This is a genomic window from Geomicrobium sediminis (genome assembly GCF_016908595.1).
Taxonomy (GTDB): domain Bacteria; phylum Bacillota; class Bacilli; order Bacillales; family Marinococcaceae; genus Geomicrobium_A; species Geomicrobium_A sediminis.
Map to the genome: position 1 here is coordinate 393,581 of NZ_JAFBEC010000001.1, position 22,383 is coordinate 415,963.

Consider the following 22,383-nt stretch of genomic DNA (forward strand, 5'->3'; position numbering starts at 1 on the left):
TTGACGTTGAAACAAACATTTTTATCAAGTTAGGTTATAACTTTCTTGCTCGAATTAAAACAGACTCCCCTGAGAAAGACTTCACAGCTCCGCTTTCGTCAATATCAATATTGAACTTCTTCTTCTGTTCAACAGTTGTATCTTTCAATCGTTCAGTAAGTTCTTGACGGAGTTCCTTAGAAAGGTTCAAACGCTCACACCAATCGTCAAATTGAAAAACTTTCGGGTAACGTTCTAAATGCTCAACGACAAGTCCAGACTGTTCAATCATAGCGATCCATTCGCTTTTTTTCCAAGCTCGATAATGACTCGGATCACGCATTTTTTCTATTTCGTTGTAAAAGTGATCATACTCATCAATCTCTGGTGCCGTATTGTCTAATAAATAGAAACGTCCACCAGACTTCGTCACTCGATGTACGCTGTCCAAAAACTGAACCGGATGTTCAAAGTGATGCGCAGCAATTCGACATACCGACACATCAAACCAATCGCTTTCATAGGACAACGATTCCGCATCCCCTCGCTCAAACTGAACGTTTTGATGCCCGTTCCCTGTAATAAAAGCTTCTGCAGTCGTAAGCATTTCATCGGTTAAATCCATTGCAGTCACTTTTTCTACGTAAGGCGCGACCGCATTGCTAACATGACCAGCACCTACTGCAATATCTAGTAATGACTTCGGTTTAAGCGTTGAAATTTCCGTAACGAGTGCTGCTAAATCTTTTCCTTTCGCATGTAGCTCACTTTTCACATAGTTCTGAGAAGAGGATGAGAACGTTTGTTGCACCGCATTTTTTTGGTTGTTCAAGATAACCACCTCTTTACCTTTATACACTCAGTTTATGGTACTAGAGCAAGAAGGACTACTACGAATACTGAATGGCTACCTATAAGAAAAATGAATCATCATTAGAAAACAGACTTAAGGCTTATGCCATTCTTCTTTTAACCGAACTATTATCGTTGAAATTGTGAAAAAGTATGATAAAAGTATTGCAATTTATCTGAAAAATGTTAGCATTAAGTGAAAGAAGGGTGCCTTCTACTTCCCCCGTAACGACTTCACCGTATGTAAGCACTTCGCAAAGAACGCTTCTAGAACATATAAGTAACCATCCATCAGTATGACATCCATGCTAACTAACGAAACCAGTGCCTACAAATACTCTACTTTTTTGATGAATGGTCGAGACAACCATGCTCAACTCTTTTCATTGCGCACCCTTCTTTTCTTCAACCACAAAAAAAAAACAGTTGCCTTAAGATTAGCACCTTAGACAACCGTTTCCATTTACTTAATGATCTGTATTCCACCAATGACTGGAAGAGGCTTTCTTTTCTTCTGCACTGCGTTCACGACACCTAGAATGAACAATGCGAGGACAAATAATGAACCGATTGGGCCAATAATAAATGTCCCTATAATCGGAATCGATCCTAGAATCGCCACAATAATCCCTAAGATTAACAGCAACAATCCTTGATTTGCATGATACCTCGCAAATGGAGAATCTTTACCAGCAAGTAACGGAATAAAGAACAAAATGTATGCAACAATTCCTAAACCCATATTTTCTTCCGCATCTCGGTCCGGCGTTCGTTGTATTTCTGACATACCAACATCTCCTTTCCTTTATTAATCTTAAATACGTTTGAAAATGAGTCATGGTTTCATTTTTTATGTTTTAAACATACAACATTGCTGACGGAAAGGAAAGAAGATGCTCTCGTTCGTTAATTAAACGTTTGATTAACAACAAGTATGCACAATTACACCTTCTCAGAACTACATTTGTACGCCGTTATCATGAATAGATGTTTTTGTATGAATATGCTTTTTGTAATCCTCGGATACTGGCATCATCAATGAACCAATGACACAGACGACAAAGTTAGCAATCAAGCCAATGATCCCGCCGTGAATTCCGTAGAGTGTATTGTTTCCTGTAAGAGTCATGACCCCTGCAATTGTGGCTCCAATCACCATACCCCAGAACACTGGCGTTGCCCGTAAACGCTTCCAATACAAGCCTAACAAAAAGCAAGGTGCAACTTGAATTAACAATTCGAATTTCAAAACAAAGATTTGATAAAGTGTTCCTGGTGGGTTCCATGCAATCCACAACAACAAGAAGACGACAACAATACCGACGAACTTTCCTACTTTTACTTTACGCTCATCTGTTGCATTAGGGTTGATGTACTTCCCATAAATATCATGAGACACCATAGATGAGAAACTTAGTAATACTGAATCCGCAGTAGAAATAATCGCACCAACGATTCCACCGAAGAAGATAATCATCATCCAATAATAGAATGGGTGCATGGCAGCAATATCATTTGCAAGTATACCTATGACTTGCTCTGATTGCCATGTATCCATTCCAGGGTATAAAACGATACAAATAATACCAACAACTAGGACTAACCCCGTCGTAATCGGAGGCATCCAAGCCATACGAGCAAATGATCGTTTCAATGTACGCTCACTCTTTGCTGAATAAATCCGTTGCACAGCATGTGGATATACGGCAGCACCAATACCTGCTAGAAGAATCATACTAATCCAGTTTATATTCGTCTGTAAATCAGGTACTCCAATTTTCTGTGGTTCGGTTGCAGCAATCGTTTCTGAAACTCCGCTAAGACTCCCTCCCGCTAACGCTAAAGCACCGATTAGTACAACAAAAATACCTACAAGCAAGATGATTCCTTGAAGTACATCAGTGACTGCAACCGCTCTCATCCCACCGAGCCACTCATAGATAAGCATAACGATGATAAATCCTATAACTGCATACCCATATGGGATTGCTCCAGCCGTTAACCCAGAAACAGCATGACCAATGGCTACAAGTTGTTCCAATAAGTAATTCCCTAATCCCCAAAGCATGAGCAAGATTGCAACGATCGTTACCCGCTTCGACTCAAAACGGTAACTAATCCAATCTGTTGGTGTTACGAACTTCGCTCGCTTCGCAATGACGTACAACCTTGGTGCGAAGATGAGGTATACACCAATAATCGCTGTCATAAACGGTATTGACTGTAACCATGAGAAGCCTTCCCGGTAGGCTGTTGGTGCGTAACCGACAATCGTATTTCCGCTATACTGTGTCGCATAAAGAGTGAAAAACAACGTAATAAACCCTAAGTTTCGTCCCGCAAGATAATACTCTCCAACGCTTTTCCCTAACTTCTTTCCTCTACCCGCGATCCAGCCGATGACAATCATGAGTACGGCATATGCACCTAGTATGATCAGGGCATCAGTACCGCCAAATTGCAACTCCATTATGATTGTCTCCTCTCTTTTTCAAACTCTTCTTCCTCTTCATCTTCTATTAAGTTCCACTGCGTCATACAGAGCCAACTCAAATACGCACAAAGAATTAGTGACAATCCAACACTAATGAGCGCCCAAAACGGAATACCTAGAATATACGGTTCGATCATCCCCTCAGGTAAATACCACGGAGCATTAAACAGAATCAATAATACAAAACCTACCCAAATCCACTTCTTTTGAATGGGTTCTTTCATCCAAACCCCTCCTTTACGACTGATTTGTTTAAATGACACCACGCGCTTGCAATTGCTCTATTTTCTCACTCGTCATCCCTAACATCGATTGATAGATCGCTTCATTTGCTTCGCCTGGCTTTACACTTCCCGCATGATCGATTTGCCCTGGCGTACGACTTAACTTCGGTACAACTCCAGGCATCGGAAACTCTCCAAGCTGTGGATGCTCTGTATTAACGATCATGTCTCGAGCTGCATAATGCGGATCTTTAACAATATCTGCCGCACTATAGATCAGTCCCGAAGGAACGCCTTGCTCCTCTAACGCTTCAAGCACATGCTTTGCATCGAGAGTTTTTGTCCAGCGCTCAATAAGAGCATCTAACTCTTTTTGATTCTTTCCACGAGCAAGATGTGTTTTATAATCATCATGCTCAGCAAGTTCTGGTTGTCCCATCGCTCTCGTAAGCCTTGAAAACACTGCATCTGCATTTGCGCCAATCACGACGTACGTATCGTCTTTTGTACGATAAATACTTGAAGGTGCAACACCTGGAAGAATATTGCCCGTTCGCTCTCGTACATAATCAGCTAGCAAGTAGTCTGGAATCATACTTTCCATTACGGAGAACACCGACTCATAAATGGCCGTATCGATCATCTGCCCTTCCCCTGACTTGTGTCGTTCTTCAATCGCTGTTAAACAACCAATTGTCGAGTACAATGCCGCTAATGTGTCTCCGATTGATATACCTACTCGAGCTGGCGGACGATCCTGGAAACCGGTTACGTAACGAATACCACCCATCGCCTCACCAATACTTCCAAACCCTGCACGATCTTTGTAAGGACCTGTCTGACCATAACCCGTCGTTCTCATCATAATGAGACGAGGGTTAATTTCCCTAAGATCTTCGTAACCGAGTCCCCATTTTTCCATCGTGCCTGTTCGGAAATTTTCAATGACAACATCTGAACTCTCTGCCAATTCTTTGAATACGGTTTGACCTTCTACCGTGCGTAAATTCAGCGTAATCGATTTCTTGTTGCGGGATTGCACCGGCCACCACAATCCAACTCCGTCCTTTTCTTTTCCCCACTGTCTCATTGGATCGGGCTTATCAGGGGGTTCAATCTTAATTACTTCTGCACCAAAATCCGCAAGCAAACGTCCAGCAAAAGGACCAGCTAACAACGTCCCAAGCTCTAGTACACGAATGCCTTTAAGGGGCATAGACGTCTCATTCATTCCCATCACTCCTGATTGAATATTAAGAAAACAATAGCACCATTGTATACAAAAGATCAATAATAATTTAAAATAACATTGTGTAAACGCTTCATTGTATACAAAAAGAGATTTTTATTTTGTTGTTTTCTCAACATTCAGCTACAATAAACGAAGAGGTGTTGGCTTTGAATGTTTATGAACGTATGAAACAAGCGTTAATTACGGGAAAGTACAAACCAGGAGATCGCTTAACCGAAGAAGCGTTAACCGAAGAATGGAAGGTGAGTCGTACACCGATTCGTAGCGCATTGAAGCAATTAGAGTTTGACGGGCTCATCACCCCGCTAAAGCGAGGGTACATCGTGCGTTCCTTTTCACAAAATGATATCCGTCAAATCTATGATGTGCGGTCTTTACTCGAAGGCTACGCTGCTAGTTTGAGTGCCATTCATCGAACAGAGCAAGACCTGTCCGACATGCACAAGGCAAACGAAGATTTTAAAACGATTATCATGAGTCGAGGGACAAATAAAACAGAACATATTCAAGATGTATTAAAGAAAAACCACAAGTTCCACGACACTGTGATTCGAGCTAGCAAAGACCCACATACTGAAGATCTCATCCGTAAGGTCGTTGTTTTACCTCTAGTGTTCCATTCATTTTATTGGTTTGAACAACGAGGACTAGAACAGTCGTTTGAACTACATGAAGTCATTATACGTGCGATTGAAGACCAAGATAGCGCTCGCGCAAGGAGTGCAATGCATGAACATATTTATCAAGGAAGAGATCGTGTCCTTGAACAACTAAAAAGGAGTGATTTGTGATGATTACACTTTGTGAGGTTGGACCAAGAGACGGATTACAGAATGAACCGAAGCATGTGCCTACAGAGGACAAGGTTCAATTTATTGAGCAAGTCGTTGATGCCGGCGTAAAAAAAGTTGAAGCTGTATCATTTGTGAACCCTAAAGTCGTTCCACAAATGGCTGATGCGGAAGATGTAATGAAAGCGATCAACAAGCGTAACGGTGTCACGTATGCCGGACTCGTGTTAAGCCGTTCAGGACTTGAACGTGCAATTGAGACAGACGTCGATTTACTACACGTCGTCGTTGCGACGAGTGACACATTTAATCAGAAAAATGCGAGAAGGACAGTTGATAAGGGTGTAGATGAAAACAGTGCCGTCATTCGGGATGCGAAAAATGCCGGACGACCATCTGCAGCTGTGTTAGCTACAAGCTTTGGATGCCCTTATGAAGGTCATGTTGATGAAACAAAAGTGTTACACGTCGTAGAACGTTTCTTAAACGCTGGTGCGACTGAAATTGTTCTTGCCGATACGACTGGAATGGCGAACCCTACAAAAGTAAAGCAAATGGTGCGATTATTTAAGGAGAACTTTGGCGCTGATACACCCCTTGGATTACATTTCCACAATACACGTGGACTTGGGTTAGCCAATGTCATTGCTGGTTACGAAGAAGGTGTTACGACATTCGATGCTGCTTTAGGAGGGCTCGGTGGCTGTCCATTTGCACCAAATGCCGTTGGTAATGTCGCGAGTGAAGATCTCATCCATATGTTGCATGAAATGGGCATTGCGACAGACGTTGATTTAGAGAAACTTCTCAAAACCGCGAACTGGCTAGAACGCGTGATGGGCAAAACACTTCCTGGCATGGTCATGAAGGCAGGTCCTGCATATGAAACGACAAAAGCCTAATGTTATGAAAAATGACAGGTCCAGTCTTCTTCGTTCATGAAGATGAGTGCTTGACAAACAAGGATATTAAGATACAATAAACCTCACTATACAATCGACGATGAAGAGAGTAGCGATGATGTTCACTCACAGCGAGCCGGGTTTGGTGCAAGCCGGCAGGAACAGAATCGTGAAGCGGACTTCTAAGATGCTGTTCTGAACATTTGAGTACGAACAGCCGGCAATCACACCGTTATGTGAAAGTGAACGTTTCATACGTTAACGAGAGTGGTACCGCGGGACCCCCGCCTCTTTTTTGAGGTGGGGGTTTTTCGTCGTAAAAAGGAGCGTTTTATGAATTTGCTAAAAGAAGAAATAGCGAACGTCTTATCGTTAGAACTGTCCGTTCCCATCTCAATACAACTGTTTGAATACCCTAAACAACCGATTCATGGCGATCTCTCTATTCCTTGCTTCATACTCGCAAAAGAATTAAAAATGTCGCCTCATGATATTGCATTGCGTATTCAAACGATACTTTCTGCCGTTACGAGTATCGACGAAGTCGACGTCATCGGAGGTTATGCTAACGTGCATTTCAACCGTACAACATTTGCTGATTTGTTATTTTCTAAGAAAAAAAAGAAGATCACAAATCAAGGAACCGTTACGATTGATATGTCGTCACCAAACATTGCCAAACCATTCTCGATGGGACACCTACGATCAACCATCATCGGTGAATCCATCGCTCGTTTGTACGAAAACCAAGGGTACACGGTCGTTCGCATTAATCATATCGGTGACTGGGGTACTCAATTTGGAAAGTTGATTGCCGCGTACAAAGAGTGGGGCGTACAAGAAGAGGTCGAAAAAGCGCCAATTCAAGAATTGTTAAAACTGTATGTACGTTTTCATAAAGAAGGTGACGAAGCTGATGGCAGACGATGGTTCTACGAACTTGAACGAGGAAACGAAGAAGCGCTTAGCCTTTGGAAATGGTTTAAAACTGTGTCTCTATCGTCTTTTCAAGGCATCTATACAAAACTCGGTGTAGCCTTTGATTCCTACGACAGTGAATCGTTTTATAATGATAAAATGCAAGCTGTCATTGAACAGCTTGAAATTCACCACTTACTCGAACAATCCGAAGGCGCTCAAGTCGTCTCACTTGATCAAGAGCATTTGCCCCCTTGTCTTATCAAAAAATCAGACGGAGCAACGCTTTATGCTACACGTGATCTTGCAGCAGCAATCTATCGTAAACAAACGTATCAGTTTACACGTTCACTCTATATCGTCGGTAATGAACAAACTCTTCATTTCAAACAACTAAAAGCTGTCTTACGTAAACTTGGCTATGAATGGTCTGAGCAGATGAAGCATATCAACTTTGGGATGATGCGTCTTGAAGGGAAAAAGATGAGCACTCGAAAAGGCAGTGTTGTCTATCTTGAGGACGTCTTATCCGAAGCGACTGCTCTCGCTGAACAGTACATGCAAGAAAAGAATCCTAATCTCCCAAACCGCCAAGAAGTCGCCCGTCAAGTCGGTGTAGGCGCGATTATTTTTAACGACTTGAAAAATGACCGTAGAAACGATATTGATTTTTCATTAGAAGACACGCTTCGTTTTGAAGGTGAAACAGGTCCTTACGTACAATACACTCACGTTCGTACGTATTCATTAATACGTGAACAGTCCTATACGTGGCAAGACGGTCAAAATGTTGAAGATGAAGCTTGGGAATGCCTTATTGTCCTCTCTAAACTAGAGGAAACAATCGCACGAGCGGCTGATACCCACGACCCTTCGCTTGTCGCTAGATACGTCCTGTCACTTTCACAAGCCTTTAACCGTTACTACAGTCAAACGCACATTCTAAAAGACGATGTCCATTTACAAAACCGCTTAAGCCTCGTTGACGCAATTAACGTAACGATCAAAGAATGCTTACACCTTCTCGTCATTGAAGCACCCAAAAAGATGTAGTCTCTAACTTTAAAAACAAACGGCCATTCTACTAACGAATGGCCGTTTCACATGATTACTTGAACGCTTGTACCGTAATTCCTGCTGCTTCAACTTGCTCACGCACTTGCTTTGCAAAGGCTAAGGCATGTGCACCATCACCATGAATACAGACCGTATCTGCTTGAATGGCAATGTCTTTTGATTGTACCGTTTTCACTGTATGCTCAGTAACCATATGAATGACTTGTTCACTCGCGACATTCACATCTTCAATGAGTGCATTCGCTTCACGACGTGATGTAAGCATACCGTTGTTCTGATACGTCCGGTCGGCAAATACTTCACTTGCCGTTTGAAGTCCTACAGCTTCTCCTGCTTCGATCAGCTTACTTCCAGCAAGACCAAACAAAATGAGCTGGTCGTCGATATCATACACAGCTTTCGCAATTCCGTTCGCAATCTCTTCGTTTCCTGCTGCCATATTGTAAAGTGCACCATGAGCTTTAACGTGTTGAAGGTGACCACCTTCAGCTTTGACAATGCCCATTAATGCACCGACTTGATATTGTACCAAGTCATACGCTTCATCAAACGAAAGATCCATTGAACGACGTCCAAATCCAATCAAGTCTTGCAAGCCAGGGTGAGCGCCTAAACGAACGTTGTGCCCCAAAGCGAGCTTCACCGTTTTCCGCATCGTACTTGCATCTCCAGCATGGAAACCACAAGCAATATTTGCAGAGGTCACGTAAGGTAAGATTTGCTCATCTGTTCCTTTGACATACGTACCAAAGCTTTCTCCCATATCACAGTTCAAATCAACTTTAACCATTGTTTCTCCTCCTGTTCAAACTAGAATAAGTCCAATAGTCCTCTGAATGCAATAATACTTGCACCTACAGTAACAACCGCTGTGATCGCTCCAAAGATAATGAGCCACATCGGATGCTTATAATCTCCAACAATGCTCTTTTTACGTGATGCAACGAGAATCGTCACTAAGATAATCGGTAAGATCATCCCATTTAGCGCACCAGCAATAATGAGTAGCTGTACCGGTTGACCAATGAGTATGAAAATTGTAGCTGAAATCGTAATAAATCCTGCAATAAACCAGCTATTGTACTTCTCAAATACGGGATGGAATGAGCGGAGGAAGGAAATACTCGTATACCCTACTCCAATTACTGAACTAATGGCTGCTACGAACAACACAACACCAAACATGTAATACCCGATATCACCAAGCCCTACAAGAAAAGCAGTAGACGCCGGGTTGTTCTCATCCAACGTGAAACCTGCACTAACGACACCAAGGAAAGCGAGGAATAAAAAGATTCGCATAACCCCTGTCGTTAAGATTCCATATGACGCTGCACGGCTTACAAAACCAACATTCTCTTTCCCTGTTACACCCGCATCAACAAGTCGATGACCACCAGCAAATGAGATGTACCCACCTACGGTTCCCCCGACGATCGTGACAATTGGTAAAAGTAAAATCATCCAATCTTCAGGAACAAATGTCCGAATTAAAGCTTCTTGATACGGTGGGTCTGTAGAAAACATCACATAACCCGTCATAATAATCATAATGATACCAAAAGCCTGCATAAGTCTGTCCATCACTTTACCATAGTTCTTTATTGAGAAAATAATAATTGTAATGACTGCTGTAATTCCAGCTCCTAAAGCAGGTGGAAAATCAAAAAGCACGTTGAGTGCAAGACCGGCACCACCAAGGTTCGCGATATTAAATGCAAAGCCTCCAAAAATAATCAAACCGGCAATCACAAACCCTAAACCAGGTAAAACCTTATTCGCAATTTCTTGTCCCCGCATTCCCGAAACCGAAATGACACGCCAGATGTTTAGCTGCACACCGATATCAATAATCAACGAAACGACAATCGCAAATGCAAAGCTCGCCATAAATTGCTCTGTAAATGTCGCCGTTTGCGTAAGAAATGCTGGACCGATAGCAGAAGTCGCCATTAAAAAGACCGCACCACGCAAAAAGCGGTTCCGTTCCTTATCTGTCAATTGTCGTTGTAAATTTGCTCCCATGAGCTTGTTTCCTCCTAGCGCTACAGTACACCTAGCGTTTCATTTTTTACATTCGTAATATACATATGCCCTGGAGCATGAGTGATCATACTTAACCCATTTGCCTTCGCTGCCGCCTGAGGAGTAACACCACATGCCCAAAACACCGGAACTTCGCCTTCTTTAATCGTTACGGCATCCCCATAATCAGGCGTTGTGATGTCGTCAATACCAATCGCTTTAGGATCGCCAATATGAACCGGTGCCCCGTGGACATCTGGAAAACGTGACGTCACTTGGACTGCTCGTACCGCGTCTTGCTGTGACATCGGGCGCATGCTAACGACCATTGGACCACTAAACGGACCTGCAGGAATGGTATCAATATTCGTTTCAAACATCGGAACATTGCACTTCTCTTCATTGTGGCGAATTGGGATGCCATTTTGTCTTAGTGCTTCTTCAAACGTAAAACTACACCCGAGCAAGAAAGCGACCGAGTCTTCGGTCCAATACCCCGTCACATCGTTGACGGACTTCAGGAGTTTCCCTGCTTCATACACTTGATACTTCGGAAGATCAGTACGTAGATCGTTTTGCTGTCCGGTCAATACTGGTTTCGGTGAGCCGACATCCGTGACGTCAAGAATTGGACATGCTTTTTTGTTACGTTCACAATAAACGAGAAAATCAAACGCATACTTTTTATCAAGAACGACAAGGTTCGCTTGAGCGTAACCGTCAGCAACTCCCGACGTTGGTGTTGTAAATGAAGCACTTCTGATCTCTTCCATAATAGCTTCTCGCTTTTTCATTACACACCCGCTCCTTTTAAACATTCGTTCCAACGCAAACGAATTCCGGCTTTTCGCTCAGTCATGGATCGTTCTTGTTGTACATACAAGTCTTCTGCTTCTTTAAATGAGACAAGTTCAAAACGCATCGTTTCTGTTGGCCTCAATTGTGCCAAACGCGAAAGGTCCGCAGCAATTACTTGTGCCATGCGCGGATAACCTCCCGTCGTTTGACGATCCGCCATTAAAATCATCGGCTTCCCCTCACTTGGAACTTGCACAGTACCGAAATCAACCGCTTCTGAAAGTACGTTAAAGGCTTCCTTTAATTCGAGCGTTTCCTCCGCTTCAAAACGATAGCCCATTCGATCTGATTGTGTCGTTAAGAAATAATCAGTATGAATGAGCTTCTTCTGACTATCCTCTGTAAAACGGTCCCAGTGCGTCCCTTTAAATATACGAATGCTTTGGTTCGGTTCTTCATCCAATCGTAATGAATTTGCTCCCCATTTAAGAGCCTTCACAAAACCACCTGCTTGTTCTTTCATCCAGTTAAAGTACGGATGATCTGTTTCTTGAATTGCCAATACGTCCCCCTTTTGCAATGCTCGTCCTTCAAAGCCACCAAAGCCCGCGCGCAAATATGTACTATGACTATCCATTACTTGAGGAACATCAAATCCACCAGCTACTGCAACGTACGCACGAATTCCGTGTTTAATCGGCTTAAATGAAAGCATTTGACCTTTAGGAATGAAAAGAGGGACACCTAAGCTGTATTCTTTTCCATCAATGACTGGTTGCATGCCAGCACCTGTAACTGCGAGTAAAGCATCGGTTTCAAACTTTAACGAGGGACCCGCAATCGTTAGTTCAAGAGCAGCAGCAAATTCATCGTTCCCGACGAGTTGATTGGCAGTGCGCAACGAAATCGTGTCCATCGCACCACTTTGCAACACACCTTGACGCAAATAACCAAATCGACCGATGTCTTGTACTGTCGTCTGCACCCCAGGCTTTACGACTTCAACTGTCATGGCTCTTTTCACTCCTTTCCTTAAGTTCGACAAACGCGTCTTTAGAAATTGGTTTAAACGTAACTTGATCACCCGATTGCAATAAGCTTGGCACATCCCTATTTACATCAAACAACTTCAACGGTGTTTGACCTATCAATTGCCATCCCCCAGGTGTTGCCATGGGATACACACCCGTCTGGTGCCCTGCAATTCCAACAGATCCTGCAGGAACCTTTTCTCTTGGCTTCGATTTTCTCGGTGTGGCAATACGTTCATTCATCCCACCGATAAAGGGAAACCCAGGCGCAAAACCAATCATATAGACGAGATACGTGCGCTCTGAGTGAAGCTGAATCACTTCATCTGTTGATAAACCGTTGGCATGTGCAACTTCTTGCAAGTCAGGACCATATTCTCCACCGTATAAAACAGGAATTTCGATTTTATTTGCTTCTAAGCTATTTTTCGTTGCGTACTCTAGCTGAGCAATTCGCTCCTTTAACTCCGCAATGACCTGTTGTTGAATTGTAGTTTCATTGTTCGTTTTTATAACTTTCAAAGGATTATAGAAAAACGTAATGCCAGTATAACTTGGTACCGCTTCAACATACCCTTGAAACGGTTGCTCATCGATTACTTGCATAAACTGACTAACACGTGCATGCAGTTTTGGATCAATACCGTCACCAAATTTAACTGTTACTGCACGTTCACTTAATTCGTAAAACTCAGCCTCTTTATATACTGCCATCAAGGACCTCCTTCACGTCTCCAGAAAGAAATTATCACTATATTAGCATAATAAACGGACGTCTCCAACGTAGTACCTTCTAATACCAGGTCATAAAAAACAGGCTAGACCAAACGGTCTAACCTGTCACATTTACATTTGGTCCTCTTTTGTAGGACCCATAACGCCTGGCACTTGTAAGCCAGCTTGACGTAGCAATACAGTCATTTGGCCACGGTGGTGCGTCTGATGATTTACGAGCGTACGTAATAATGCTCCACGTGGAACATCTTGTCCCATCGCTTCAACCGTTTCTAACATCGCATCATCAGTAAGCTCACGCTTCACTGCCTCAACCGTATTGTCGACAGTCTGTTGGTAGCCGTCACGAATAGACGCAACTTGTGAAGGCACGTCATTACCATCTCCAACAGGATTTACATTCACACCAACGAGACTTAAAAAGAACGCCGGTGATGTTGCCAAATGCCAAGCTAACCAACCTAGTGAACTATGCCCTTCAACGATTGACACGTCAAGCTTCTCATCCGTGATCGCTGCAATGACTGCTACTGTCCCACGAGATTCAAGTGTCCAATCTTGGATAAAATCTTCTACAGTTCGGTACATGAATGTATCACTCCTTGTACAGAATCATAGCGTACTGACTCTCACCAATCAAATCTTTAGTCTTCAATCATTGACTGGTGAACAGCTGTGCCATCGACAATAACAATTAAATCAATTGGACGCTCATCGATTGCTTCTGTTACATCTGACTCAAGTCGTTCGAATAGATCATCGTTCGCCTCATCTTCTGATACAGATAATGTAAGGTCAACATTTACAAACTCTTCGCCTTCATATACGACTAATGCTTCTTCAACTTCATCTAATTGTTCTAACGTTTCAGCTGTATCAGCATCCGTTTCGTTGCCACCTACGCTAACGTCATCCGATTCTTCTGTCGTACTGTCATCAGCGCCTGTTTCTTCGGTCTCTTCCGTTTCAGTGTCCACATCTTCTGTCTCATCCACTTCGTCATTTCCACAAGCAACGAGGGCGATAGATAACAACCCTACGGTCATTGTCCATTTTAACGGCTTTAATATGTTGTCCACTCTCCTTATCAAACTATCCAAATTATATCGGACAAAAGTAGTGAAAACAAAGTAGGAGAACTAGATTTTCACAATCTTACAAAGAAGCTGTGTTTAGTTGCGTGCAAACGGGTAAAAAAGAGGAGAGGAGGCGTTCCGCATGCGCTTATACACATTGCACAAAAAACAAGTGTTACCACTTTCTAAGCAGGAAGCTTGGGAATTTTTCTCTGATCCAGGCAAACTATCATCCATAACACCTGGTGATATGAAATTTAATATGAGATCTCCCATGTCACGAACAATGCACCCAGGAATGATTATTCACTATGACCTTAAACCGCTCCCTGCATTCCCTGTTCAATGGGTAACCGAAATTACTCACATGATCGAGGAACGATTATTTGTTGATGAACAACGATTCGGCCCCTTTCGTTTTTGGCATCACCAGCACCACTTTAATGATCACCCCTTAGGTGTTGAAATTGAAGACATCATTCACTACGTTCTCCCCTTTGGACCTCTCGGCACGCTTGCTCACCGTATGTTAGTTGAGAAACGACTCGAAGAAATATTTGAATTTCGAAAGCAACAATTATCGCAAGCATTCAGGTCATAAACCTATGCATTCAAAAAAAGAAGCAGCTTGGTTAACATATCGTATTCGTTAACCAAGCTGCTTCTTTTCAATTTCGGACTGCTAACTTCCACATAATAAATTGTCTACGATACTGTTCATAAGCCCGTTGATCAAACTCTACCCCGCATTTATGATAAACCCAAGGTGAATCTTGATGAGGCACAATTACTTCTAATCCAGCTTTTTGAAACAAAGAAGATTGACTAACATCATAAAAATGCCAACCATCAAATTGCTCATCCCACGGTAAATCATACTGTGTTGCCATCACAAGACCATCGATCGCTTCTACTCGTTCATAACGTTGACTAGGATTTTGAAATGAAAGAACACCAATTGTATTCCTTTCTTCAATAACAACACCATATAAATCCCTCTGATGTGCATCCCACCAGACGCCATGAGGAGGGAGGTTATTCGTTCCGCATACACCAATCATCCCTACCTCAGATGCTTCAAAGAGCGATATCATATGATAGAGGAGCCGCTTTTCAATCATCCATGCATCTTGGTGATGATAGATTTTGTACTTTCCCTTTGCCTTACGCATCGCCTCGTTATATCCCGACACCATACTCTTCGCTTCTTTCATCACGATCTTTTCAACTGTAAATCCTTCAGGAACATAAAGTGCATCAATGTGCTTTTCACACACACGATACATGTCTTCGTCATTCACGCAACAAATAAAAGAAAATACCGATGCATCATTGTTCATACGACTCACCTCAATGATACTTTATGAATCATTGCTGTTGTCCTATCACAATACATTCGTTACGACATACAAAATCGGGAGAGTGAACAGTAATGAACACATGCTTACTACCCATGCAGCATTCGCAAGATCAACATCCAATTTGAACAATTGAGGCGGAACGAGAGATGAAACCGCTGGTGGCATGGATGAAAGAATGAGTACGACGTAGAGAATGATTCCATTTCCATAGTTTCCAAGACCAATGAAGTAAGCAATGCTCGTCACCGTAATTGGAACGATGATGTGCTTAATAAGGGCAATCGATCCACTCGGTTTCATATACATTCGAACGGCACCGAGCTTCATTGAAAATCCAACAGGCACTAATAAAAGAATTGCTGAAAGCGGGACGAGAATGCTGTTAATCGTATCGTAAAATGTCCCGTACTCAAGCGGCGAAAAATTAAGAAGCGCCCCAATACAAAGCGCAGAAAAGGTCACCATTATAAAGGGGTCCTTTATAATTTTCTTAATACCGGAAGAAGATGAAACGTGTCGCAATGGACCAAATGATTTCGCAATCGGATAACAGATGGCATAATATACAATTTCTTCGAACAAACGAAACAAAATCACAAACGGCAATGCTTCAATCCCGATAAAAAATACGGAAAACAACGCCCCAAAGCTCCCAAGATTAATAAAGGCGCCGGCAAGAAACATGGAACCTGTTTGCTCCCTCGTAAGACCGTGAATCTTCGAAGCGACCAGTGCCAAACCGCCACCTAGAAAAATCGTAAAGACACCGATAACAGGAAGTATTAAAAATTCTGTTTGACTAAAGTCAACGTTCCAAAATGCACCGATTAACACAATAGGCATAAGACCAAGTAGAACGGTAAAAGTTAACACACGTAACACTTTCGCAACTGGAACCCACGCTGGCATATACCCTTTTATCGTGTAAATGCGTATGCCTCTGCCAATTCCAAGCCCAAATAGGATGAGCGCAAACACAGACAACAGTGACCCCATCGTTATCCTTCTTTCTGTAAGATCTCTCGTGAAGTTAGTATGAATACAGAGCCATCATACGATAAATCGAAAAGACTCAGCGCTTATTATCGCACTGAGTCCCCCCTAAATCATCAATCAAATTCAATTGGCCTAGCGATTTTGTTGATCGCACCACCATCGACCATAATCGTTTGTCCACTCACGTAAGTGGCTTCGTCTGACGCGAGGAAAAGACATGTGTTCGCAATGTCTTCAACCGTTCCAATTCTCCCCATCGGCTGGAACTTTAACGTATCTTTGAATGCTTGTTCTGGATCATCTAATGATTCAAATGTTTTTTGTAATAATGGTGTGTCTACCGTACTTGGACCTACCGCATTAACACGAATTTGATCTTTACCATAGTCGAGCGCCATTTGTCGCGTTAGCGCTGTCATTGCGCCTTTCGCCGATGCATAAGCCGCTAGACGTGTAATGGTTTTCTCAGCGTGCCAAGAAGCGATGTTAATAATTGAACCTCCGCCTACCTTTTGCATTTCTGGAATGCTGTACTTCGAACATAGGAATGGACCGTTTAGATTAATACCTAATAACGTTTGCCACTCTTCAAAGCTCGTATCTGTCACGCTTTTGCGAAAGTTAATCGCAGCGTTATTGACGAGAATATCGACTTTACCGAATGCTGAAGTCGCTTCCTTCACGAGGTTTTGTACACTTTCTTCGTTACTGACGTCCGTGTGTACAAAAATCGCTTCTACTTCTTGTTGTTTCAATTCAGCAATTACATTCTCTCCAGCTTCTTCATTCACATCTGCAACAACGATCTTGGCTCCTTCTTGGCCAAAACGCTTTGCAATGCCAGCGCCAATCCCTTGGCTACCACCTGTAACAATCGCTACTTTGTTTTCTAACCTCATTATGATCTCTCCCATCTGTCTCCATCTATGATCGTATCACATAACCGTTTTCTACATCGCTCGCTCTTGCTTCTGCATTTCGCTTTGCAGGATCTCCGAAACCTCCGCCACCTGGCAATTGAAGGGTTACGGTATCATCCGGATTAAGCGTATACAATTTTTTCGTTTCTTCAACTTCTTGATCATTTATAAATACCCTAGCCTTTTCACCTTCTAAACCACCTTCATAACCAAGGGGCGCATAGCGAGTACGTTCAAACATTAATGGCACATGGAACGGTTGGTCTGTCCGCACGCCAAATGTGATCGTTTGACCTAATCCTCCACGGAACTCACCATCTCCTCCAGAGTTTTCTCGAAGTTCTTTCTCATAGACGAGAATTGGCGATGTGTTTTCGATAATCTCAATCGGTGTTCCTTTCACGCCTGACGGGAACGTTGTCGCATTTAGACCATCTTTCCCTGGGCGAGCACCAGCACCTCCGGCATTAAATACGACGTTCGAGAAAGACTCCCCAGCCCGATCAACACCGTGAACTTGCATTGCGAAAATCGCGGCAGCACCTTCAGCAGGGATTTTGTCTGGTAATACGGGTTGGAGCGCTCCTAATACACATACAGGTGCTAAATGACCGATAATATGTCTTGAAGCCGTTGGCATTGGGTGAACTGCGTTCAATACGCTTCCTTCTGGAGCCGATACACTCACTGGACGAAAACTACCTTCATTACTTGGAACGTCCGGTGCAATGGTCGCTTTTAACACGTAGTTCACATAAGCAAGTGTGTAGTTAAGACAAACATTGATTGCCTTTTTACTCCCATCAGATGTTCCGTCAAAATCTACGTGAACCGTATCTCCTTTAACGATGAGTTTGCACTTCAAAAGAATTGGCTTTTCAGCCCCATCGCTATATAACTCATTTTCATAGGTTCCGTCCGGAAGCTCTTCAATCGCTTTACGCATCGCTTTTTCAGAGATTGCAATAATCTCTTCTCCAATGGCTTCTACATCACGTAAACCAAACTCTTCTAACGTTTCCCGCAAACGACTAATTGCCACCTCTTGAGCAACTACTTGGGCACGCAAATCGCCAATCACTTGATAAGGGGCACGGACATTGGCACGAATGAGTGTAAGTAACGTTTCATTTACGACACCTCGCTCGTACATTTTCATGTACGGCAAATGTAAGCCTTCTTCGTATATACTCTCGCCCTCTGGGCTGAATCCACGTCCACCTACATCAGAAACATGACACGTTGATGCGAAATATCCAATCAGTGATTCCTTGTAAAAGACCGGTGTAACGATCGTTACATCAAGCAAATGACCTGATATTTCATACGGATTGTTACCGATTAATACGTCGCCGTCTTTAAGCTTTGTTGTATCGACATTCTTCAAGAAATGACGGACACCTGTTGCCATTGAGTTAATATGACCCGGTGTTCCAGTATTCGCTTGTGCGATCATATCACCTGCTTGATTAAACAACCCTGCAGACAAGTCATTTGCATCTGATAGAATACTTGTAAAAGACGTACGAATGAGCGTTTTTGCTTGTTCTTCTAACAAAGTGACAAGCCGATTCCAAATCACTTCCAATTGAATCGGATCAAACACTTCTTGCTTTTTCGTGTTCGCCAACAAAAACGCCTCCTTTGGCAGTTTTTCGATGTAGCTTCACATTGTAGAATTGATCAACCGATACTCGGAAACTCGGTGGAACGACGAGCGTTGATTCACGTTCCTCAATGATGGCTGGTCCGTCAATGTCCACGCCTGGATTTAAATCATTACGTTCGTACACATTCGTTTCAAACCAACCATCAAAATAAACATGTCTTGTGGACTTCGGTTCAACGAAAACGTCGCCTCCTTCGGCTTGTTCGAGTGTGAGTTCAGGATCTGGACCTTCCACAACCACACGCCAGTTCAACGTTTCAATGACCATATCTTCATTTGCTTCAGCGTAAAGCTCGCGATAAGCTTGCTTAAAATTGTTTACAATGTCTCCTTTGGAAGCTTCAGTTAACGTACCGTTCGGAATGGATACAGTAATTTCATGGGTTTGTCCTTTGTATTTCATTTCCGCTTTTCGAACAATAGAGATCTGCTCTGATACGCCTGCACGCTTAAGAAGCTCGTACCCCTCTGCTTCCATTTCATTTAAAAGACGCATTACATGTGCCCAGTCTAAATCATCTAAACGACTGTAAAAACTTCGCACAAAATCAAACGCAAGTGGCGACGTCAAAAAGCCAAATGCAGAGTTAACGCCTGCACCAACAGGATGAACAATCGTATCGACACCGAGAATTTCAGCGACATTGCCGACATGAACAGGACCTGCCCCACCTGAAGCAAACAACCCGTACTTGCGAACGTCTTTGCCTTTCTCTACTGCATGGATTCGAGCCGCACTTGCCATATTCTCATTGACGAGTTGATGAATTCCCCATGCAACTTCGATCGTGGACATTCCTAGTCGCTCTGCGACTTTTTTCCGGATCGCTTCCTTTGCTTTATCCACGCTAAGATTCATTTCTCCACCGAGAAAATAATCTGGGTTCAAATAGCCAAGAACGAGATCCGCATCAGTAACTGTAGGTTCTAATCCACCAAGATTGTAACTAGCTGGACCTGGCTTACTGCTAGCACTTTCTGGACCTACCTTTAATAACCCGAGTCGATTCACGTGGGCAATACTTCCGCCCCCCGCTCCAATTTCAATCATTTCAACAACAGGTACTTTTACAGGCATACCACTGCCTTTCATAAAGCGATCTGCTCGTCCTACTTCAAATTCAGTTGTCGTTAACGGTACCCCTTCATCAACGAGACTTGCTTTTGCAGTCGTACCTCCCATATCAAACACAATGAGAGAGTTCTCTTTTGCCTGCTTACTATAATGGGCACCTGAAATGGTTCCACCTACTGGGCCTGATTCTAGAATACGAATTGGGAACTTCGCTGCTGTTTCAAGCGTACACGTACCACCACCAGAGAGCATCATGAGGAATGTACCTTTAAAACCTTTTTCCACTAAAGCACGCTCTAAACTCCCTAAGTAACGTTCCACAAGCGGTTTTACAAATACGTTGGCAACAGTCGTAGAAGACCGTTGGTACTCACGAATTTCTGGGGACACTTCTGACGAAATGGAAACGTGTAATTGTGGCGCAATTCGTTCTGCAATTTCTTTCACTTTCTTTTCGTGAAGATCGTTGCGATAACTATGTAAGAAACAGACAGCAACTGCTTCAACACCTTCGTTAACGAACTGTTTCAACGTCTCCTCTACTTCTTGCTCATCAAGCTTCGTCAAGACACTCCCATCACTCGTCAACCGCTCAGTAACCGTCTTCCTTAACGCACGTGGTACGAGTGGTTTCGGGTTATCAACCATTAAATCGTACAAATCATAGCGACTCTCAGTTGCAATTTCCAATTGATCGCGAAACCCTTTCGTCGTAATTAACCCTGTTTTTGCACCTTTACGTTCAATCAGTGCATTGACGACGAGCGTTGTTCCATGAATAATACTTTCAAGTTGGTCGTAACGCCAACCGTGCTTTTCCATATTCTCTTGTAACCCGTTAATAAACCCTTCGGAAGGGTCAGGGTAGGTTGTTAGCGTCTTTCCAAAGAACCTCTTCCCATCGCTCGTTAAAAACACAAAGTCTGTAAACGTTCCACCAATGTCAACACCAGCTCGAATTGTAACCATTAGACACATCCTTTGTTAAATAACCGTGATTACCTACTATTTCGCTAAAGTTGTCGAATATCCTTTTAAACTTTGTTTCTCGTGAAACATTTATTGACTTTTCCTTAGCCGTCCATTACGATTACAGTATCAAAGGGGAGTAGCTCCTCACTAAAGTCGTCATGACGGGTATATAATCGCCCCGGCTTTAGTGCAGTCATTATTTGACTGTCGCAAGACCTTTGCCACTATGGGCGAGGTCTATGAAATGACCAATTACTGACCTTCGCCGATTACGGCGAAGGTCTTTTTTCATGGACTCATAGACTTCGTATACAAAAAAGGAGCAAAACCACATGGACGTAGCATTACTAGTTGAATATGGGTGGGTATTAATCGTCTTAATTGCCCTAGAAGGAATCTTGGCAGCAGATAACGCGGTTGTTCTTGCAATGATGGTCAAACACTTACCAGAAAAACAACGAAAGAGAGCACTGTTCTATGGACTTGCAGGTGCTTTCGTCTTCCGACTTGCAGCCCTTGCCTTCGTTGCCGTTTTAATTAATGTGTGGCAAGTTCAAGCAATCGGGGCACTTTATCTCATTTTCTTAACGGTGAACCACTTCTTCAAACGATTTGTACGTAAAAAGACGACAGAAGAAAAACCGAAAAAAGAACCTAAAAAGTCAGGCTTTTGGATGACTGTTCTCAAAGTAGAACTCGCTGATATTGCTTTTGCGGTTGATAGCATCCTCGCAGCAGTTGCCCTAGCTATGACATTGACACCGACAGGATGGTTCTCTGTTGGCCCATTAGACGGTGCACAATTTATCGTCGTCTTTATTGGTGGATTAACCGGTGTCATTATTATGCGTTTTGCTGCTGGATTCTTTATCAAAGTCCTCCACTCAAGACCAGGACTTGAAAACGGTGCGTATTTAATCGTTGGCTGGGTCGGTGTAAAGCTCGCTGTGTTTACGTTAGCACACCCAAGTCTCGCCGTTTTGCCTGAACATTTCCCTGAAAGCACCGTTTGGAAGCTGATCTTCTGGGGCGTGATGGGACTAATCATCGTCTTAAGCTGGATTCTTTCAGGTCCGCGTTTTCAAAAGACTCATCACCTAGAGTAATACACAAATCAACAAGTAGAGCTCAGGCAACCTTATGCCTGAGCTCTTTCTATTGAATGCTAACCATCAAATGAGGGAAGATTCCGATTAACAGAACAACTTCCTAATGTTTGACAGTTCTTGCGAATAT

22 protein-coding genes and 1 other annotated feature are annotated in these 22,383 nt (G+C 42.9%); of the genes, 5 read left to right on the forward strand and 17 right to left on the reverse strand.

Features of this window, described 5'->3' with window-relative positions:
• Nucleotides 1-34: 34 nt before the first annotated feature.
• From JOD17_RS02025 to JOD17_RS02045, 5 genes are all read right to left on the reverse strand, one after another.
• Nucleotides 35-811, reverse strand: a complete 777-nt coding sequence (locus tag JOD17_RS02025) for a class I SAM-dependent methyltransferase (protein ID WP_239575110.1) — start codon at nucleotides 809-811, stop codon at nucleotides 35-37.
• 483 nt (nucleotides 812-1,294) lie between these two features.
• Nucleotides 1,295-1,618: a membrane protein gene (locus tag JOD17_RS02030; RefSeq protein WP_042358214.1), complete on the reverse strand. Its 324-nt coding sequence runs from the start codon at nucleotides 1,616-1,618 to the stop codon at nucleotides 1,295-1,297.
• A 171-nt stretch (nucleotides 1,619-1,789) separates the two neighbouring features.
• Complete coding sequence (locus tag JOD17_RS02035; protein WP_239575112.1) at nucleotides 1,790-3,301, reverse strand: sodium:solute symporter family protein; 1,512 nt, start codon at nucleotides 3,299-3,301, stop codon at nucleotides 1,790-1,792.
• The gene (locus JOD17_RS02040; RefSeq protein ID WP_042358212.1) at nucleotides 3,301-3,549 is read right to left on the reverse strand and encodes a hypothetical protein; all 249 of its coding nucleotides are present in this window, start codon (nucleotides 3,547-3,549) and stop codon (nucleotides 3,301-3,303) included. Before JOD17_RS02040 ends, JOD17_RS02035 begins: the two co-directional genes overlap by 1 nt.
• Nucleotides 3,550-3,577: 28 nt before the next feature.
• Nucleotides 3,578-4,780 carry a CaiB/BaiF CoA transferase family protein gene (locus JOD17_RS02045; RefSeq protein WP_204695479.1) on the reverse strand — a complete coding sequence of 401 codons (1,203 nt, stop codon included), beginning with the start codon at nucleotides 4,778-4,780 and terminating at the stop codon, nucleotides 3,578-3,580.
• A 167-nt stretch (nucleotides 4,781-4,947) separates the two neighbouring features.
• Here JOD17_RS02045 and JOD17_RS02050 point away from each other — a divergent pair, with 167 nt between their 5' ends.
• From JOD17_RS02050 to argS, 3 genes are all read left to right on the forward strand, one after another.
• Nucleotides 4,948-5,592, forward strand: a complete 645-nt coding sequence (locus tag JOD17_RS02050) for a GntR family transcriptional regulator (RefSeq protein ID WP_042358340.1) — start codon at nucleotides 4,948-4,950, stop codon at nucleotides 5,590-5,592.
• Complete coding sequence (locus tag JOD17_RS02055) at nucleotides 5,592-6,494, forward strand: hydroxymethylglutaryl-CoA lyase (protein WP_204695480.1); 903 nt, start codon at nucleotides 5,592-5,594, stop codon at nucleotides 6,492-6,494. The genes JOD17_RS02050 and JOD17_RS02055 overlap by 1 nt, the downstream gene beginning before the upstream one ends.
• Nucleotides 6,495-6,582: 88 nt before the next feature.
• Nucleotides 6,583-6,789, forward strand: a binding site (T-box leader).
• A gap of 38 nt (nucleotides 6,790-6,827) precedes the next feature.
• Entirely contained in the window at nucleotides 6,828-8,465 is a 1,638-nt protein-coding gene (argS, locus tag JOD17_RS02060; RefSeq protein ID WP_204695481.1) for an arginine--tRNA ligase, read from the forward strand.
• A gap of 55 nt (nucleotides 8,466-8,520) precedes the next feature.
• Here the strand turns inward: argS and JOD17_RS02065 are convergent, their stop codons facing one another.
• The 7 genes from JOD17_RS02065 to JOD17_RS02095 all read right to left on the reverse strand — a co-directional run bounded on the left by JOD17_RS02065 (nucleotide 8,521) and on the right by JOD17_RS02095 (nucleotide 14,157).
• Entirely contained in the window at nucleotides 8,521-9,279 is a 759-nt protein-coding gene (locus JOD17_RS02065; protein ID WP_204695482.1) for a LamB/YcsF family protein, read from the reverse strand.
• A gap of 20 nt (nucleotides 9,280-9,299) precedes the next feature.
• Nucleotides 9,300-10,514: an NRAMP family divalent metal transporter gene (locus JOD17_RS02070; protein WP_204695483.1), complete on the reverse strand. Its 1,215-nt coding sequence runs from the start codon at nucleotides 10,512-10,514 to the stop codon at nucleotides 9,300-9,302.
• A gap of 20 nt (nucleotides 10,515-10,534) precedes the next feature.
• Nucleotides 10,535-11,308 carry a putative hydro-lyase gene (locus JOD17_RS02075; protein ID WP_204695484.1) on the reverse strand — a complete coding sequence of 258 codons (774 nt, stop codon included), beginning with the start codon at nucleotides 11,306-11,308 and terminating at the stop codon, nucleotides 10,535-10,537.
• Entirely contained in the window at nucleotides 11,308-12,324 is a 1,017-nt protein-coding gene (locus JOD17_RS02080) for a 5-oxoprolinase subunit C family protein (RefSeq protein ID WP_204695485.1), read from the reverse strand. The genes JOD17_RS02075 and JOD17_RS02080 overlap by 1 nt, the downstream gene beginning before the upstream one ends.
• On the reverse strand, nucleotides 12,314-13,057 hold the full coding sequence (pxpB, locus tag JOD17_RS02085; protein ID WP_204695486.1) for a 5-oxoprolinase subunit PxpB: 744 nt from the start codon (nucleotides 13,055-13,057) through the stop codon (nucleotides 12,314-12,316). The genes JOD17_RS02080 and pxpB overlap by 11 nt, the downstream gene beginning before the upstream one ends.
• A 132-nt stretch (nucleotides 13,058-13,189) precedes the next feature.
• Complete coding sequence (locus JOD17_RS02090) at nucleotides 13,190-13,666, reverse strand: DinB family protein (protein WP_204695487.1); 477 nt, start codon at nucleotides 13,664-13,666, stop codon at nucleotides 13,190-13,192.
• A 56-nt stretch (nucleotides 13,667-13,722) separates the two neighbouring features.
• The gene (locus JOD17_RS02095; RefSeq protein ID WP_204695488.1) at nucleotides 13,723-14,157 is read right to left on the reverse strand and encodes a hypothetical protein; all 435 of its coding nucleotides are present in this window, start codon (nucleotides 14,155-14,157) and stop codon (nucleotides 13,723-13,725) included.
• Nucleotides 14,158-14,296: 139 nt separating this feature from the next.
• Here JOD17_RS02095 and JOD17_RS02100 point away from each other — a divergent pair, with 139 nt between their 5' ends.
• Nucleotides 14,297-14,755, forward strand: a complete 459-nt coding sequence (locus JOD17_RS02100) for an SRPBCC family protein (protein WP_204695489.1) — start codon at nucleotides 14,297-14,299, stop codon at nucleotides 14,753-14,755.
• 67 nt (nucleotides 14,756-14,822) lie between these two features.
• Here JOD17_RS02100 and JOD17_RS02105 read toward each other — a convergent pair whose 3' ends face one another.
• From JOD17_RS02105 to JOD17_RS02125, 5 genes are all read right to left on the reverse strand, one after another.
• Nucleotides 14,823-15,494 carry a glycosyltransferase family protein gene (locus JOD17_RS02105; protein ID WP_204695490.1) on the reverse strand — a complete coding sequence of 224 codons (672 nt, stop codon included), beginning with the start codon at nucleotides 15,492-15,494 and terminating at the stop codon, nucleotides 14,823-14,825.
• A gap of 45 nt (nucleotides 15,495-15,539) precedes the next feature.
• The gene (locus tag JOD17_RS02110; RefSeq protein ID WP_204695491.1) at nucleotides 15,540-16,511 is read right to left on the reverse strand and encodes an AEC family transporter; all 972 of its coding nucleotides are present in this window, start codon (nucleotides 16,509-16,511) and stop codon (nucleotides 15,540-15,542) included.
• Nucleotides 16,512-16,624: 113 nt separating this feature from the next.
• Nucleotides 16,625-17,410, reverse strand: coding sequence for an SDR family NAD(P)-dependent oxidoreductase (locus JOD17_RS02115; protein ID WP_204695492.1), 786 nt, complete (start codon nucleotides 17,408-17,410; stop codon nucleotides 16,625-16,627).
• Nucleotides 17,411-17,435: 25 nt separating this feature from the next.
• On the reverse strand, nucleotides 17,436-19,061 hold the full coding sequence (locus JOD17_RS02120) for a hydantoinase B/oxoprolinase family protein (protein ID WP_204695493.1): 1,626 nt from the start codon (nucleotides 19,059-19,061) through the stop codon (nucleotides 17,436-17,438).
• Nucleotides 19,030-21,144, reverse strand: a complete 2,115-nt coding sequence (locus JOD17_RS02125; protein WP_204695494.1) for a hydantoinase/oxoprolinase family protein — start codon at nucleotides 21,142-21,144, stop codon at nucleotides 19,030-19,032. Before JOD17_RS02125 ends, JOD17_RS02120 begins: the two co-directional genes overlap by 32 nt.
• 335 nt (nucleotides 21,145-21,479) lie before the next feature.
• Between JOD17_RS02125 and JOD17_RS02130 the strand changes: the two genes are divergently transcribed.
• Nucleotides 21,480-22,253, forward strand: a complete 774-nt coding sequence (locus tag JOD17_RS02130) for a TerC family protein (protein WP_204695495.1) — start codon at nucleotides 21,480-21,482, stop codon at nucleotides 22,251-22,253.
• Nucleotides 22,254-22,383 lie beyond the last annotated feature (130 nt).